Below are 16617 nucleotides of genomic sequence, written 5' to 3'. Positions count from 1 at the left end.
ATTCAAAAGCAGTGATTTTGCTGAGATTATCATCAGGCGCTCGTTCGCATTAGAGTAACCCGGCTTTATTGCCATGCAGTTCCTGCGCCAGATTGTAAGCCTGATGATCAGAAAACTTGGAGACAATATCCAGCACCTGCATAATGTTGTCATAATGATCAGCACTAAACTGCGCACCCGAACGTTTTAAAATAGCCATTAAACGCTGTTCCTTAAAGCTTAAGGTTTTGTGCGGTGTGGTGAGTGGAATAAAGGCATCCAGAATCGTTTGTAAACTTTGATGCGCGATAATTTCCAGACCGGCTTTTTGCGGATGTTCGAAGATCTTGTCTCGCGCCAGTTCTTTGGCCCGGTTAATGCCAATTTCAATGTCGGCACTACAATAACCCAGCAATGAGCCTTGCAATTGGCCCATCAAAATTTTCTGCTGATGTCGGGCAAAGGCCGTGGTGACTTCATCTACCAGACGTTTCATGACCCGCCCACGCAGCGCGGCAATTTTTTGTTGCCAGGTGGTATAAGGCATATTGATTTCTTCAGGCGCGCCATATTCACCCAGCAAGTTCAGAAAGACTGGTTCAACTTCCGCGTAGCTGAGCATATTCAGGCTGATACCATCTTCCAGATCAATCAGGGCATAGCAGATATCATCCGCAGCTTCTAAAAGATAGGTCAGCGGATGACGACAATAATGATATTCACCGAGCTGAATCAAACCCAACTGTTCAGCAATTTCCTGCAAAATCTCTTTTTCAGACTGGTAACAACCAAATTTTGGACGTCGACTGGCCGGGGTGTTACCAGTCGGGTCAATGGCCTCAGAGAGCCACGGGTATTTAAGATAGGCACCGAGTGTGGCATAGGTCAGGCGCATGCCGCCATCATAAGGATGATAATCGATCTTGGTCAGCAGGCGCAGGCCTTGGGCATTGCCTTCAAACTGGCGGACATCGGCTTCCTGTTCAGGACTTAAATCTTTTAAAAAGTCGGTATGAGAAGCATCGTCAAACCATTCCCGAATGGCGTATTCACCGGCATGACCAAAAGGCGGGTTGCCAATATCATGTGCCAGACAGGCAGCCTGAATGATGGCACCGACATCAGCCGGAGAAATCCAGGCAGGTAAATTATCTTTGATTTTCTCTGCAGCCAGCATGCCGAGTGAACGGCCAATACAGGAGACTTCTAGCGAATGGGTCAAACGGGTATGAATACCATCATGCTGGGTCAGTGGATGGACTTGGGTTTTGCGGTTTAATTGCCGGAAGCTTTGCGAAAAAATAATACGGTCATAATCTTTATGAAACGGGCTGCGTGCCAGTTCAGTGCTCTGCTTTTTACTACCAATCCGAACTGTCGAAAGCAGTTCTAACCAACGCATTTGAGTCATTTATCATTATTCAGTGATCCACTATTTGCATCATGCCAAAAAACTAGCTCCTGCACTAGGGCAGTGCGACATGAATTGTCATGCTGCCTATTGTTATTTTAGTCAGCTGGAAAAGACTGAGAATTAAAAATCGAAATCATCAAATGAACAATAAAAAGCAGGCTCAATGGCCTGCTTTTTGTTTAGGATGAAGAATCAAATTAGCTCTTCACCATTTTTCTTGGCCTGTTGTGTGTCTTTATAGACATTCAGGCAAATCGTGAACAAGACCAGGCTTGCCACCAATGGCCAAAAAAGTACATATAGGGTCAATAATTGACTTGTCATCTGAAATCTCCTTATTTACTTTTCTCAGATAGCTGGTGAAATTCAATCACCATCTTGTTGATTTGCTTAAAATCAAATTTTTCTTTGCTGTAGAATAGCGTCAACACAGTACATACCAGCGCACTACTGCCATACGCTGTCAGTGAGCTTAACAAGGTGCCGTATTCACGCAAGAAGCCGATGGTCCATGGCATGAAGCCAATACTGGCCAATATGCCAACGACCAGACCCACTTTCTTGCCGAAGAAACCAAAGGTCATCAAACCCAGCACCACACCAATCCCCAGGGTCGCAACGAGTTCAAAGCCAAGTGCGATCAATCCCTGAATCGGAAGCCATTCAAAACGTACTATCAGAAAGCTGAAAAATGCGAGGCCCACTGACCAGTTAAAGGCCCGGGCATTCACCTTGTCCCAATACAGGCTGACAATCACCGGGAATACAATAGAGCCCCAAAGCGCACCCACAAAAATCAGCATCGACAAAATGTCAAACTTCAAGGTGGCAATCACAATCCCCAGCATGGTGGCAACGATCATGGTCATACGGCCAATAAACAGCATTTTCTTTGGATCAGGACGGTTTTTCGCAATCTGTTTGCCATAAATGTCCGTCATGACAATCGCAGACAGGGCAGACAGATCCGAGTCAGCGGTAGAAGACAATGCTCCAATCACCATGATGAATAACAGCGCGACCATAAATGGAGAAAGATAAGTCGCTGCCATTTGCGGAATCAGGTTATTCAGGTTGCCATCAATGGGCTGAATACCTGCAAATAGTGCCAATAACCCCAGCATGCCTAGACCAATAACAATTGCAGCATAACCAATGGTTGCAGTGATAAAACTCGGTTTGATCAGGTCTTCACGGACTGCAAACAAGCGCTGGGCAATGGTCTGATTACCAATCGCGTAGGCCAATACGGCAACAAAAAATGGTGCACCTTGTTCCAGAAAGGCTGTTTTAGAGAAAAAATCCAGCTGTTCCGGCTGCAGGTGATGAATCCCGCTTTGAAACAGGGAAGGTCCGCCTAAGGTAAAGAACAAGGTTGGAATAATGATCACAGCCGCGACAATCATCGCCACCAGTTGACCAAAATCGGTAAACACCGAAGAACGGAACCCCGACCAAAGGGTATAGGACAGTACACCGATACCGGTAATCAGCACGCCATGGATAAAGCTTAAAGGAGATAAAATTTCAACCAGTGCCCCAGCGGCGGTAAAATTCACCATCAGGCTGATGACGCTACCCACAATATTGGAACCTGCCAGAATCATCTGGCTTCGGTTGCCATGCCGGGCATGCATAATTTCTGCCAGGGTGTGGGCATTAGGCGCCAGTTCACGAAAGCGCTTACCAAAGGGATAGATAAATAAAATCATCAGCGCACCCCATAAACCATAGTGGAGGGCACCGGAAACGCCGTATGTATATCCGGATGAAGCTGCTGCATAAAATGATGCGGCCCAGATCCAGGTGGCGGTCATACTGGCCGCAGACATTCCAAATCCGATGGAGCCATTCGAGACCATGTAGCCATCAACATTCTCATTTTTCTGTTTAATACGTAACGATAGTAGAAAGGTGATGCCATAGAAAAGCACCATCAATAGTACAGTTGCTGTACTAGTGAATTGAAACATACATACTCCTTAAGCGGGTCACCTTTTGTTTTTGAAAATTAAATCATTGGTGACAGATTAAGGCTCTAAAATAGACAGAGCAGTGAAGCTATAGAACATCAAAAAGTTAGTGTCCGAATATAGAATTTATATTCATCTCTACAGCAGAAAGGAAAAACCATTGCTAGGTTCAGAATTTGGACATTTCCTCAGCAATTCGGCTAGAGCTTAACATAAAATCATCAAATTTACTGATGAAGTGTCTATTTGGTAAGATTTTTAGCTGATATAGACATGTGAGTCTGTAGCTCTGTTAGTTGAATAAAAAAGAAAATTTTCTATATTTTTTCAGCAATTACAAATATTTATTTTAAACTTTTCGAGTTAAATAAAACCTGAGAATACGGATTAAATAAAAAAGGTAACAAAATTTTATTATTAATCATTTCTTCATTATTTTTTTATATAGGCCTCATAATTCCTGGTAAATTTCCTCATAAATATAAGTGGTATTTTGCTATTTATATTGTGTTTTTTACGCATAATAGAGCTCATGAATAAATGATGAAATTTCAAAATATTGGATATGGTGGGGGATTTTGTCGATATATTTTTTGGTCTTTTAGATGAGTAAATTTCGCTTAATTATGATCTGAGAAGATAAAAATCAAATATAAAAAAATAAAAGGCCCAAATAAGAAACTTTATTTTTATTCTTTTAGAAGTTGAGAATGGATGTCCGGTTTTTCCCCCGCAGATGATGTCAGATTAAAATACCACTCAGTATTAATTATTCTTTCATAGAGGGGAGTAATTTGCCTCTGTTACTGTAATGGCGGAGATCAGCGGAGAACTGTTCCTTGTAGTACAGAAAACGGCAGAAGACCTTTAACCAGTTTTCTAATCTTAGAAGTCAAAGTTAAGAGTCAATCAAAAGAATCAAAAACAGTCTGCAAAAAATACGACTTCATTAAATCTTGTAATCAAGTATTTCATTTTGTCCTAAATAGGAATTTTGGCAGGTCATGACAATAAAACCTGAATTTGATTTTGTCCCGATTGTTGTTGAAAAATAATACAATTTTTATGCAGAAAATTATTCTGAAGCGGTTTTGATTTTTCTTGAAAAAAATGTGTTAACCTGTGCGACTACATTCAATTTTCCTGACTGAAAATAAACGAAATATTTTAAAAGTCCAGGATATTTCAGACGTAGTTTTCTGATTTGGCATCTAGCCGATTTCCTTATTTCACAGTAGAATATGCGCTCTCTCAAGTCACATTGTGGCATGGTTGTTCAGACCATCCCGTGGAGCCAAAATCAGCATGTTTATCGTTGCCGGTGCACCCGCACATTCTTCTTTTAAGAAAACTCAACTATTATCGCGTTTGACGTCAATTAGTTCTGTTCAATCAATTGAAAGTCAATGGGTCTACCTCTTTGACCAAGCGCTCAGCGAGCAACAACAGCAATCAGCTTTACAGCTTCTCAACGATGGTCAATCTTTTGAATTGCACCAGGCTGCAAGTGATGAAATCCAGATTTTAGTCACACCGCGCGTCGGAACCATCTCTCCTTGGTCCTCTAAAGCGACGGACATTTTCAAAAACTGTAATACGCCGGTTCATCGACTTGAACGCGGCGTTTTATTTACTTTGAAGGGCGTAAAAGAGCTTTCTAAAGAAGCATTGCAAGTACTTCACGACCGTATGACCGAAAGCGTATTCAATGCGATTGAAGATGCTGCGGTATTATTTGTGGAAACTGCGCCAAAACCACTGAACTCGATTGATATTCTGGGTGAAGGTAAAGAAGCACTGGTAAAAGCCAATAATGAATTTGGTTTTGCATTATCAATGGACGAAATTGATTACCTGACTGAGGCTTTCATCAAGCTAGGTCGTAATCCGAATGACATCGAACTGATGATGTTTGCGCAAGCCAACTCTGAGCATTGCCGTCATAAAATTTTTGGTTCGGAATGGACGATTGATGGTGAAGTTCAGCCATTGTCGTTGTTCCAGATGATCAAGAACACCTATAAAGAATCACCGACAGATGTATTGTCGGCTTATAAAGACAACGCTTCAGTGATTGTTGGTTCGGATACCCAGCGTTTTTATCCAACCCAAGAAGACAATGGTCATCAGGTTTATAAATACAAGAGCCAAGCTGCTCACATCCTGATGAAAGTGGAAACCCACAACCATCCAACTGCGATTGCACCATTTGCCGGTGCAGCGACAGGTTCAGGCGGTGAAATCCGTGACGAGGGTGCGACCGGTCGTGGTGGTAAGCCTAAAGCAGGTTTAACCGGCTTCACGGTATCTAACCTGAATATTCCGGGCTTTGAACAGCCTTGGGAAGAAAACTACGGCAAACCATCGCGTATGGCATCGCCGTTACAAATCATGATTGAAGGCCCGCTTGGTGGTGCTGCGTTTAACAACGAATTTGGTCGTCCAGCTTTAAACGGTTACTTCCGTACCTTTGAACAAAACGTGAATGGCGATGTTAAAGGTTTCCATAAGCCAATCATGATCGCTGGTGGTTACGGAAATATCCGTCCAGATCACGTTGAAAAAGATCCGATCTTACCGGGCGATTTGCTGATCGTACTCGGTGGTCCAGCCATGCTGATCGGTCTTGGTGGTGGTGCTGCATCTTCTGTAGATAGCGGTAAATTGGGCGAGAACCTTGATTTTGCTTCGGTACAACGTGAAAACCCGGAAATGGAACGCCGTTGCCAAGAGGTGATCGATACTTGCTGGCGCATGGAAGACCATAACCCAATCGTGTCGGTACATGATGTAGGTGCGGGTGGTGTATCAAATGCCATGCCTGAACTGGTGAATGATCACGAGTTAGGTGCAGTGCTGGATCTTCGTAAGATTCCATCTTTAGAACCTGGCATGTCGCCAATGGAGATCTGGTCAAACGAAGCGCAAGAACGTTATGTATTGGCGATTCGTCCATCTTCTTTAGAATTATTTGAGTCAATCTGTGCGCGTGAACGTTGTCCGTTTGCAGTACTGGGTGAGGCGACTGAAGCACGTCACTTAACCGTTGAAGATCCATTGTTCGGCAACAAACCGGTGGATATGCCAATGCAGGTGATGCTTGGCGGTACTCCGCGTATGAGCCGTTCCTATGAAACGATTGAACGTAAAGGCGATGATTTTGACGCGGCTAAAGTTACGGATTTAAAAGATGCGATTTATCGCGTTCTGAAAAACCCGACAGTGGCTTCTAAATCATTCCTGATCAGTATTGGTGACCGTTCGATTACCGGTATGGTCGCGCGTGACCAGATGGTGGGTCGCTGGCAGGTTCCTGTCGCGGATGCTGCAGTAACAACTACAAGTCTTGTCGGTTACACCGGTGAAGCAATGGCAATGGGTGAACGTCCTCCAGTAGCGTTGTTGAATCCTGCTGCATCAGCACGTTTATCTGTGGCTGAATCGATCTCTAACATCATGTCTGCGAAGATTGAAAAAATCAGCGACATCAAATTGTCTGCAAACTGGATGGCTGCTGCGGGTCAACCTGGCGAAGACCAGGCATTGTTCGAAGGCGTGAAAGCTATCGGTATGGAAATGTGTCCTGCACTCGGTATCGCGATTCCGGTCGGTAAAGACTCATTGTCTATGCGTACCACCTGGAATGACGAAGGTGAAGACAAGTCTGTGACTTCTCCAATGTCAGGTGTGATCACTGCATTTGCACCAGTGACTGATGTACGTCAAACATTGACTCCTGAATTAAAAGATCTTGAATCTGTACTGGTTCGTATTGATCTGTCTAAAGGTCAGTTCCGTCTAGGTGGTTCGATTCTGGCGCAGGTGTATAAAGCAATCGGTTCAGTGACGCCTGATGTCGACAGTTTCGATGACTTCAAAGCATTTTTCGCATTGGTTCAAGACTGGAACAACCGTGGCTTAATCAAAGCGTATCATGACATCGGTGATGGTGGTTTATTGGCAACTGTTGCAGAAATGATGTTCGCTTCACGTCTTGGTGTCGCACTTGAAGATCAATCTGTTGCTTCATTGTTCGCTGAAGAAATTGGTGCAGTGCTGCAAATCTCGAAAGCAGATTGGGAAGCACTACAAGCTGAAGTTGCAGCCTCTACGCTTAAAGATGCAATTGCAGTGGTGGGTACTGTAAATAATTCTGATCAGTTATCTGTAAATGGTTTGGTACTTGAACGTGCTGATCTGCAAGTGGCATGGACTGAAGTTTCTCATCAAATCCAGCGCCTACGTGACAACGTACAAACTGCAGATCAGGAATTTGCCTTAATTACCGATAAAGCACACAAAGGTATTATCGCCCAACCAACATTCGATTTGAATGAAGTGATTGAAGCACCTTTCATTAACTTGCGTCGTCCAAATATGGCAATTCTGCGTGAGCAGGGTGTGAATGGTCATATTGAAATGGCGGCAGCTTTCGACAAAGTCGGTTTCAATACCGTTGACGTCCACATGAGTGACTTGCTGGCAGGTCGTATCAGCCTGGATGATTTCGAAGGTTTGGTAACGTGTGGTGGCTTCTCGTATGGTGACGTGATGGGCGCTGGTGGGGGCTGGGCGAAATCCGTATTGTTCAATGCTAAATTGCGTGACCAGTTTGAGAAATTCTTCAACCGTCAAGAAACCTTCTCGCTCGGTATCTGTAATGGTTGTCAAATGTTGTCTCAATTGGCTCCATTAATTCCGGGTGCGGATGCTTGGCCACGTTTCCATCGCAATACGTCTGAAGTATTTGAAGCGCGAGCAGTGAACGTTCGTGTGGAAAAATCGAATTCAGTATTGTTACAAGACATGCAAGGTTCGATTCTGCCGATCGCTGTGGCACATGGTGAAGGTCGTGCAGTTGCAACGGCGGAAAACTTTGCTGCACTGAATGCATCGAATCAGGTGGTTCTACGTTATGTCGACAGCCATGGCAATGCAACTGAACAATATCCGTTGAACCCGAATGGTTCACCGGAAGGTATTACCGGTGTAACCTCTCAGGATGGCCGTGCAACGATTATGATGCCGCACCCTGAACGTAACTTCCGCGCGCTCCAGCATTCCTGGAAACCAGAAGACTGGGATCAAGACGGTGCTTGGTTACGTATGTTCCGTAATGCACGTAAATTTATTGGCTAATTGATATAATCAAGAATTAAAAAAGCCCCGAAAGGGGCTTTTTTAATAAGCAAATTATAGATTTATAGGTGATTAGATATAGAATTGAAAAAGATTAAAAAATGAATAAAGAGTCCTCAAATGTCCGATTTAATTGAAAAAGTTTTACTTTTACAAGAATTGCTAATAGCTAGAGCTACTGATACTTATGAAAAAGGTTCTTCAGAGGCATTTATGCAGCTTAGACAAGAGTTACTGACATTTAAAAACTTTTATGAATATATTCCATTTTTTATTAAAGACACACGCACATTAGATGAATTTGAAGCTAGGATTAAGTGGGATTTTGAATCTTACGCTGAACGTGAAAATTATATTTATTCGGAATTTAAAGAATTCTTTAATGTATTAGAAAGTCTAGATGTTCCTCCATTGGATCAGGTAGTACAGTTGAAGATTGCTGAATTAAGCTCGGATTATATACATCAAATATGGCAGAAAGCATTAGAGCGAAGAAGTACAGATCCCGAAGGTGCGATTACATTAGCTCGAACACTTTTAGAATCGACCTGCAAATATATTCTTGATGAATACGAAGTCGGTTATGGCAATGCTCCAGATATAAATCAACTGTATAGATTGGTGAGTAAAGAATTAAACCTTGCTTCATCTCAACATACGGAGCAGACTTTCAAACAAATTCTCGGAGGATGTAGTTCCATCATTGAAGGTTTAGGATCATTGAGAAATAAAGTGGGTGATGCTCATGGGCAAGGTAAAATAAACTTTAAACCTTCTCCAAGACATGCAGAATTAGCAGTGAATTTGGCTGGTACAATGTCCGTGTTTTTATTCTCATCTTGGAAATTAAAACAAGGTGAATGAATTTTTTATTATAAATATTGTTTTTAAATAGTATTTTAATTTTACTGTATGGAAAAATTAAAATAAATTCACTAACATAGGATTATTCAACCACCAATTTGGTGGATTTTTGCTTTTTAAGCATTCTGATTTTTTAATTTTTTTTCTTCCTGCTGAATTGGTTTAGATTTTGCTTTTATATTGTATATAAAGTGCTATGGTATGTTTTATGCACAACTTTATTGCACTATAAAAGAAAGATGGAATAGATCGGTTCAGTATCAATTCTCAAAGATGAGGTGATGACATGGCTAAAACACTTAGAATAATGGATAAGGCGGCAATGCGTCAGAAAGGCTGGATGTTGTTTTGTATTGTTGTAGGACTACAAATATTGTTCGTTGTGGGCAGTTACTTGCTGCAGGGTTCTTGATCATCAGCTTTAAGAAAGCCACCATTAAGGTGGCTTTATAATTTAAATAACCAATTGAACCTGCTTCAATACCGCCTTTAACGTATTTTCATAATCAAAAGCTTTATTGGTACTGTCCTGATAACGCCAAGCCACATAACCATCCGGACAAACCAGTACTGCACCAGATTCATGAATTTCAGACTTGGCATTCCAGGTGCCATACACATCTCGGTAATCACGTGCCCCAATTTGAATGACATCCAGATATGGCAAATCCAATGCTTCTGCCGCCTGTTTCCAGCCTTTACCGGATAAACCTGTGAGCAGGGTAAAACGACCTTTACCCGTAATATCCAGTGTCGACTGCTTTTGACCTTTGGCATTGATCAGCCAAGTATGCGGAACTTTAGCGCCTGGGCGAGTGGTTGCCTGTAAATAAAGCTGCTCATCTTTTTCAAAAATCTCAGGCTCGGATTCTGCAATCACCGTATTGGAGCTATATCGTTGGTTCAGCTCTACACCTTGTGCATTAAATTCGAAGTTTTTAATTTCCAAAGCTTCAAACAGCTTTTTGCGGATTTCAGCACCTTGCTCATCTTCCGAAAAAATACGTTCCAGCATTTGTTTTTGTGTAGTCACACCATTGTCAAAACCAAAGACTTCTTTCAGGTATTTATAATCAAAACGTGATTGATTCGCTCGCGCCACAATTTGCTTGCCGACCGGTGCACGCTCGGTGGTATAGGAATCCAGCAGGGAAGGTGCAGCCCAGCCTTTTACCGCGTATGCTAGTTTCCAGCCTAGGTTAAAGGCATCCTGCATGCAGGTATTTGAACCTAGGCCACTCGATGGTGGATGACGGTGTACCGCATCACCACCGCAGAATACGCGACCTTTAGAATATTCAGTTGCCCAGGTCTGGTTCACATACCAGTACGACAATTTCTGGATTTCGACTTCTTCAACTTTCGCACCGACAAAGGCATTCAGGCGTGCATGTACCTGTTCTTCAGTCACCTGTGGCTCGCCTTTGGAAATGTCAAAGCCCCAGCCCATAATCCATTCATTCCAAGGAGTAATCGCACGTAACAATCCCATACCGAGATCGCCAAAGCTGGCTTCAGGATTCACGATCCATTGCAGAATCGCAGGACGATGTTGAACGTATTGAGAAAGATCAGCTTTAAAGGTCACATAGACGGTACCGGCACGTGCCATCACGCCTTCCAGTGGCAAGCCGAGCTGTTCCAATACATGAGATTTAGCACCATCCATACCCACCAGATATTTTGCTCTTAAGCTAAATTCAGTATTGGTAATGCGGTTCAGGAAAGTAGCAGTCACGCCATCTTCGTCCTGCACATGTGACAGGTATTCAGTATTGAAGTTATAAATTGCACCACGTTCACCGGCATTTTTCACCAGTAAAGCTTCCATTTTGGGTTGGATCAAATCAACTAAAGGACATGGACTGCCTTGGATATAGTCACCATGACGTTCATCACCGGTACCCCATGCACTTAAACGGGCGATTTCTTCGCCGACCAGACTGGTGGTAATCAGGCTTTCACCCATCTGTTCCCATGGTGTTGCAATCTCTTTAACCTGTTCTTCAATACCTAAATCACGTAATACTTCCATGGCACGCTGATTGGTAATATGGGCACGTGGACTATTGGCCAGCCAGCTAAACTGGGTAAACAGTTGTACCTTGATACCATAATTCGCCAAAGCCAAACCTAATGTTGAACCTGCAGGACCAGTACCAATGATCAGAACATCAGTGTCATAGTGTTGTGTCATACAAGACTCCATGTGTATAGGTGAAGAACAAGCTATCTATATAATCAGGCAGTCTAGTAAAACAGGATCTGTTGATATAGCGATATTCATATAAACTATCGACCTACTCTTATTTGCAATACGTGGGTCATAATCTTAAGATGCTGACCTGATCAGAAACCGGGCAGGCTATGGAACTTCGACATTTACGCTATTTTATTACTGTGGCGCAGCAACAAAGTTTTACCAAGGCTGCCGAAAAACTGTTTACCGCTCAGCCGTCATTAAGCCAGCAAATTAAGGATCTGGAGCAGGAAGTAGGCGTCATGCTGTTTGATCGTTCATCCAGAAAGGTCAAACTCACCGATGAAGGGCGAGCTTTTCAGATCTATGCCGAAAAAGCACTGGAAAATGCCAAGTTGGCAGTGGCAGCAGCACGCCAGGTCGCACAGCAGAAAAATAACCAGATTCATATTGGCTTTCTGAATGTTGCAGAAATCAAAGTGATGCCACAGATTCTGGCCCAGCTTAAAAAAACCATGCCGGACTTAAAAATCCATCTGCATAGCCTGACCTGTATGGAACAGATTCAGCGGCTAAAAAATGCTGAACTGGATTGATGTATTACCCGCTTTCATCTGGACCATCCAGATTTTGAGAATATTCATTTATTAACCGAGCAAATTTATCTGGTTGCCGCTCAGCATTTACATCCTACAGATCGAATCCTGAAATTACAGGAACTGAAAAATCACAATATGATTATGTGCGAGCAGAATGCTTCGCCCGTATTTTATGAGAAGCTGGATAAACTGCTCTGCATTGATCAACTCGAACATGAACAGCTGTTGTGGGTGACCAATGTCTTGCAACACATCAATCTGACCAATATGGGAATGGGCTTTAGTTTTGCGCCCGAATATTTACTGCGTCTTTTGAATGAGCATGTAAAAATTGTCCAGACTGATCAGGCACTGCCAAAACTGGGCTTGTATGCAACATTTAACAAGAATTCCCAAAATCCTGCATTGAAGATGATTACCCAAGCGCTTAACAATACGACAAGTAACTGAATTTCAGGAAGGAATATATGTTAAAGCTGATTTATTACGTGCCGGATGAAAATCTGGAAGACACTAAGAATGCGATATTTGCAGCAGGAGCGGGCGGTATTGGTGAGTATACGAATTGTGCCTGGCAGGTTTTAGGAACCGGACAGTTTAAGCCGCAGGAAGGTGCAGATCCTCATATTGGTGAAGTGGGTAAACTGGAACAGGTACAAGAATGGCGGGTAGAAATTCTGGTGCCGGATGAAAAGGCAGTCGAAGTGGCCAAGGCGCTGAAAGAAAGTCATCCTTATGAAGAGCCAGCCTTTGAATTTATTCAGCTTCTGGATATCAAAGTCTAAAATTGATACTCTGCTGCGGCGCGTTTAACTTAGCGCGCCGTTAATCTAGATTCAGAAACCAGCCGACCTGCTTTTGTTATTATCATTTCTTCCAGAATAATCCAAAGAAAAAATATAATAAGGAAAATAACAATGCCGTGGCCAAAACCGCTGAGCAGTGCGCTTAAGAATACCCTCAGTAAATCTATCCAGTACGGTACAGAAATCCTGCATCAGCGCATTCCATATTCGCCAGATAATCCCTATCTGGAAGGTATATTTGCACCAGAGCGGCAGGAACACTTTTCCACAGATTTAAAGGTTGAAGGGCAGATTCCTGCAGAACTGGATGGCGCATTAATGCGGATTGGTCCAAATCCTATTACAGTCAAAAACCCACGCAACTATCACTGGTTTACGGGCGATGGCATGTTGCATGCGCTCAGACTTAAAGGTGGTGAGGCACATTGGTATAAAAGCAGTTATATCGGTTCTGCCAGTGTGCAGAAAAAACTTCATCGACCACAAATTCCCGGTAAAACGCGAGGTGTCGCGGATGCAGTCAATACCAATGTCATCCACTTTGCCGGAAAAATCTGGGCACTGGTAGAAGCGGGTGCATATCCAGTTGAGTTGAATGCTGCACTGGAGTCAAAACGACATCATTTATTTGAAGATGATCAGGATTTTCCATTTACTGCCCATCCGCATATTGATCCTGAAACGGGCGATATTCATGCGATTTGTTATGATGCTTTAAGTCAGAACAAAGTTTTTTATTTGCAGATAGATTCAAAAGGTAAGTTGAAACATTATGTCGACATTCCAGTGAAACATGGTCCGATGATTCATGATTGTGCCATTACCAGATCTCATGTGCTGATTCTGGACCTGAATGTAAACTTTTCTGTACGCAGTGCTTTAAAGGGTTCAATGTTGCCATATCAATGGAATCCAAAACGGCAGGCACGCATGGGTATATTGCCTTTTGACGGTAAGGCAATTGATATTCGCTGGTATGAGATTGATCCCTATTTTATTTTTCATACCGTGAATGCTTATGAGCTGGATTCTGGTGATGTGGTTATGGATGTGGTGGTGCACTCCAAAGCCTTGGTCAGTTCGATTCAGGGACCGATTGAAGATCAGGATATTCGGCTGGAGCGGTTCATTTTTGAACACGGCACTGGAAAAGTGGCTCGGACGATATTATCCGAGATGAAACAGGAATTCCCACAGATTAATGAAGCTTATACAGGTCGGCCTTATCGCTATGTCTACACTATTTCCTTTGGCGAGTTTGATGATCCTTCTCATGTCAGCAGCAATACTCTTTTGAGCCATGATGTGGAAACTGGCAATTCAGAAAGCTATTCTTTTGGAGAAAACTGGGTAACAGGAGAGGTGATATTCGTCGCACGGGAAGGTGCTCAAGCTGAAAATGATGGCTGGCTGATGTCTTATGTTCATGCTTTAGATGGACGCCCATCCAAAGTGGTGATTCTGGATGCACAGCATATGGCTGAAGGGCCGATTACAACCATTCATTTACCAATACGTGTACCCGTCGGGTTTCATTGTAACTGGATTGATTATCGGAAATTGAGAACAATATGAGCTTGAGTTGTTTACAGATAGCTATATAAGCAGAAGTCTACCTGAAATCAAGCGGGCTTTATCATAGGCTTACAATTGAAATTCAATTCCAGAATTCTTGATATTTTGAGACCCAATACAATTTGGTTTTTATGTCGTAGCTACCATCGGGATTCAGGGAAATGAGGTAATGAATGTCTTTGCCTCGACTGCGGTTACCTTTATCTTCAGGAACTTGATACTTATACTTTTCTACTTCTTGAGGGGGAGTTAATATAATACGTTTCCATTCTGTGGCTGGAATTTTTGCTACACCTTCCTGTTTCGCTGCCATTATAGCGAGTCTTTTTTTTGCTGCCTCTTCTCCTTGAGCATAACGTAGTTCTTCAGGAACACCATATCCTTTTTTTATTTGCTCTTCATAAGTCAACCAAGGGGCATATTTAATAATAATTTGTTCAGGCACATAACCTTCAGGAGATACTTTACAAGTGTTATCTGTAGTTAAATATTTAGTTTTTCTTTTTACAGGCATATTTCCATCGCTATCATAAAAATTACGACACAATGGCCAATTGTTTTTAAAAACAAAGTTATGCTCAAAGTCGGATGGTCCTACAACAAAAGTGATACTATTCTTCATAAGCGGTGCCGTTGCTTGACAGCCAGTTAATAAGCAGATACCGCAGATTACTAGATATTTTATTTTCATTAGTTTGCTCCTAGGTTTAAATCTAGATTAAATTTTAATGCTGTCCCTTAATTGGCCTTGATCTAGTTAAAATAATTTATGATTTGAATTATTTTTTTAAATGTTCTTATTATATAAATATTAATTAAACAGATGATTATTTTTTAATTATAAAAGATATCTATTGTTTTTAAATAGATATCTTTTATGCTAATTATTATAATATTACGTCCTGAAATTTAAAAAATATACTTTCCCCTGATTTTAACTCAATTTTTATATACTTTAATTTACCTTTGATTCAACTAATGCGAAGGAGCCAGGTTGCGGAAGATATGCTTAAGGCTGTGTAGCATTTTTTCAATTTGCAACGGTGTTAAACCATCGAAAGATTGCTCTAGTACAACAACACTAAGATCATTAATCTTTTTAATCATTTGCTGACCTTTTTCGGTTAATAATACTCGGGTAATTCGTGCATCATCCTCACAGGAATAAGTATGTACTAATCCCTCATCTTTCAGGCGATAGATGATTTTAGTGGTAGTTGACATCTTATAAATCAACATGTCAGATAAATCAGAAATACTCGCTCTATTTTTAAATTTTAATGCCAGTAAAATACGTCTTCGAGAATTGTCTAAACCGTATTTCTTTAAGGCATAGTCAACATTTTGCACATATTGGGTATGCACTTGACTAATCCAATGGTAGGGCGAATCTTCTAAATTAAAATCTGTAGGAATGGATAAAAATTTACTATACTTTTTTTTCATGGCCTCAACTCTTCTGTATGTTAGGGTCTTTTTAATTTGTTTAAAAAATGCATTTTATTTCAAAATATTTACTATCCTATTATAAGGTTATGAATCTTATCTTCAGTACGCCTTCACCTCCTATTTAACTTCTTTTTAAGTGAACCCTCTAATTCTTTTTTGCTTCTTCGAGCCTCTTTTTATAAAAGAACTAGAGAGCCAAAATTTCAGTCACATTTTTTATTTATCTATTGTTATTATGCGAACTGATTAAATCATCTTAATGATTAAATGATCTATCACAAAAAATACCATTTTTAATTAAGAAATACTTAAATATTTGTTCTGGTTGGCATTTTTTTATTTTGGAAAATTCATCTTTCTTTTTACCTTAACTTTAATTCAGTAAGCTTAAGATAGTTCTATAAGTCTTTTTAAAACATATTAAGATATTGTTTTATATTGATATTTAATATTTAAACTTTTTTATACTTTAAAAGTATAAAAATTATCTTCATAAAAAATAGAAGAAAAATAAACTATCTTTTAAATTCCACAATAGACATTTTGTGTGATCATGTAAAAAAAATTAAACTTTTTAGCTCAGCTTAATTTTCGATTAAAAAGAAATTTAACTAGAGAA

11 protein-coding genes and 1 pseudogene are annotated in these 16617 nt (G+C 41.2%); 6 read left to right on the top strand and 6 right to left on the bottom strand.

All coding sequences use genetic code 11. The features are described from left to right. Positions 1 to 49: 49 nt before the first annotated feature. From F893_RS12840 to F893_RS12835, 3 genes are all read right to left on the bottom strand, one after another. Positions 50 to 1390, bottom strand: a complete 1341-nt coding sequence (locus F893_RS12840; RefSeq protein ID WP_005252429.1) for a deoxyguanosinetriphosphate triphosphohydrolase — start codon at positions 1388 to 1390, stop codon at positions 50 to 52. Positions 1391 to 1585: 195 nt separating this feature from the next. Further along, positions 1586 to 1717, bottom strand: a complete 132-nt coding sequence (locus tag F893_RS18185) for a putative transporter small subunit (protein WP_004645659.1) — start codon at positions 1715 to 1717, stop codon at positions 1586 to 1588. 11 nt (positions 1718 to 1728) lie between these two features. Further along, positions 1729 to 3366 (bottom strand): sodium:solute symporter family transporter, encoded by a 1638-nt coding sequence (locus tag F893_RS12835; protein ID WP_005252426.1) that lies wholly within the window; start codon positions 3364 to 3366, stop codon positions 1729 to 1731. Between the two features lie 1305 nt (positions 3367 to 4671). On the opposite strand from F893_RS12835, the gene purL reads away from it, so the two are divergent. From purL to F893_RS18400, 3 genes are all read left to right on the top strand, one after another. Continuing rightward, positions 4672 to 8505: a phosphoribosylformylglycinamidine synthase gene (gene purL / locus F893_RS12830; RefSeq protein WP_005252422.1), complete on the top strand. Its 3834-nt coding sequence runs from the start codon at positions 4672 to 4674 to the stop codon at positions 8503 to 8505. 120 nt (positions 8506 to 8625) lie between these two features. Beyond that, a complete protein-coding gene (locus tag F893_RS12825) occupies positions 8626 to 9369 on the top strand; it encodes an abortive infection family protein (RefSeq protein ID WP_005252408.1) in 744 nt (247 codons plus the stop codon). A gap of 286 nt (positions 9370 to 9655) precedes the next feature. Beyond that, entirely contained in the window at positions 9656 to 9781 is a 126-nt protein-coding gene (locus F893_RS18400; protein ID WP_004645654.1) for a KGW motif small protein, read from the top strand. Positions 9782 to 9823: 42 nt separating this feature from the next. Here the strand turns inward: F893_RS18400 and F893_RS12820 are convergent, their stop codons facing one another. Next, a complete protein-coding gene (locus tag F893_RS12820) occupies positions 9824 to 11566 on the bottom strand; it encodes an FAD-dependent oxidoreductase (protein ID WP_005252399.1) in 1743 nt (580 codons plus the stop codon). A gap of 170 nt (positions 11567 to 11736) precedes the next feature. On the opposite strand from F893_RS12820, the pseudogene F893_RS18435 reads away from it, so the two are divergent. The 3 genes and pseudogenes from F893_RS18435 (at position 11737) to F893_RS12800 (ending at position 14549) form a co-directional block, all read left to right on the top strand. Beyond that, a pseudogene (locus F893_RS18435) lies at positions 11737 to 12618 on the top strand (LysR family transcriptional regulator). A 17-nt stretch (positions 12619 to 12635) separates the two neighbouring features. Further along, entirely contained in the window at positions 12636 to 12953 is a 318-nt protein-coding gene (locus F893_RS12805; RefSeq protein WP_004731710.1) for a YqfO family protein, read from the top strand. Between the two features lie 132 nt (positions 12954 to 13085). Beyond that, the gene (locus tag F893_RS12800; RefSeq protein WP_004731707.1) at positions 13086 to 14549 is read left to right on the top strand and encodes a carotenoid oxygenase family protein; all 1464 of its coding nucleotides are present in this window, start codon (positions 13086 to 13088) and stop codon (positions 14547 to 14549) included. Between the two features lie 82 nt (positions 14550 to 14631). On the opposite strand, the gene F893_RS12795 is transcribed toward F893_RS12800, so the two are convergent. Both F893_RS12795 and F893_RS12790 read right to left on the bottom strand, forming a co-directional pair. Then, positions 14632 to 15240, bottom strand: coding sequence for a hypothetical protein (locus F893_RS12795; protein ID WP_004731706.1), 609 nt, complete (start codon positions 15238 to 15240; stop codon positions 14632 to 14634). Positions 15241 to 15524: 284 nt separating this feature from the next. Next, a complete protein-coding gene (locus F893_RS12790; RefSeq protein WP_004731704.1) occupies positions 15525 to 15995 on the bottom strand; it encodes a MarR family winged helix-turn-helix transcriptional regulator in 471 nt (156 codons plus the stop codon). Positions 15996 to 16617: the final 622 nt, after the last annotated feature.

Origin of the sequence: Acinetobacter sp. CIP 102136 (assembly GCF_000369685.1) — a bacterium.
In the GTDB taxonomy this organism is placed as follows: domain Bacteria; phylum Pseudomonadota; class Gammaproteobacteria; order Pseudomonadales; family Moraxellaceae; genus Acinetobacter; species Acinetobacter fasciculus.
This window is presented reverse-complemented; position numbering and strand designations above follow the sequence as displayed.

What these genes read in the sequence shown, in the direction of transcription:
- F893_RS12825 (WP_005252408.1), top strand. Translation starts at nt 8,626, where the DNA reads ATGTCCGATTTAATTGAAAAAGTTTTACTTTTACAAGAATTGCTAATA.
- F893_RS12805 (WP_004731710.1), top strand. Translation starts at nt 12,636, where the DNA reads ATGTTAAAGCTGATTTATTACGTGCCGGATGAAAATCTGGAAGACACT.
- F893_RS12800 (WP_004731707.1), top strand. Translation starts at nt 13,086, where the DNA reads ATGCCGTGGCCAAAACCGCTGAGCAGTGCGCTTAAGAATACCCTCAGT.
- F893_RS18400 (WP_004645654.1), top strand. Translation starts at nt 9,656, where the DNA reads ATGGCTAAAACACTTAGAATAATGGATAAGGCGGCAATGCGTCAGAAA.
- F893_RS12835 (WP_005252426.1), bottom strand. Translation starts at nt 3,366, where the DNA reads ATGTTTCAATTCACTAGTACAGCAACTGTACTATTGATGGTGCTTTTC.
- F893_RS12795 (WP_004731706.1), bottom strand. Translation starts at nt 15,240, where the DNA reads ATGAAAATAAAATATCTAGTAATCTGCGGTATCTGCTTATTAACTGGC.
- F893_RS12790 (WP_004731704.1), bottom strand. Translation starts at nt 15,995, where the DNA reads ATGAAAAAAAAGTATAGTAAATTTTTATCCATTCCTACAGATTTTAAT.
- purL (WP_005252422.1), top strand. Translation starts at nt 4,672, where the DNA reads ATGTTTATCGTTGCCGGTGCACCCGCACATTCTTCTTTTAAGAAAACT.
- F893_RS18185 (WP_004645659.1), bottom strand. Translation starts at nt 1,717, where the DNA reads ATGACAAGTCAATTATTGACCCTATATGTACTTTTTTGGCCATTGGTG.
- F893_RS12840 (WP_005252429.1), bottom strand. Translation starts at nt 1,390, where the DNA reads ATGACTCAAATGCGTTGGTTAGAACTGCTTTCGACAGTTCGGATTGGT.
- F893_RS12820 (WP_005252399.1), bottom strand. Translation starts at nt 11,566, where the DNA reads ATGACACAACACTATGACACTGATGTTCTGATCATTGGTACTGGTCCT.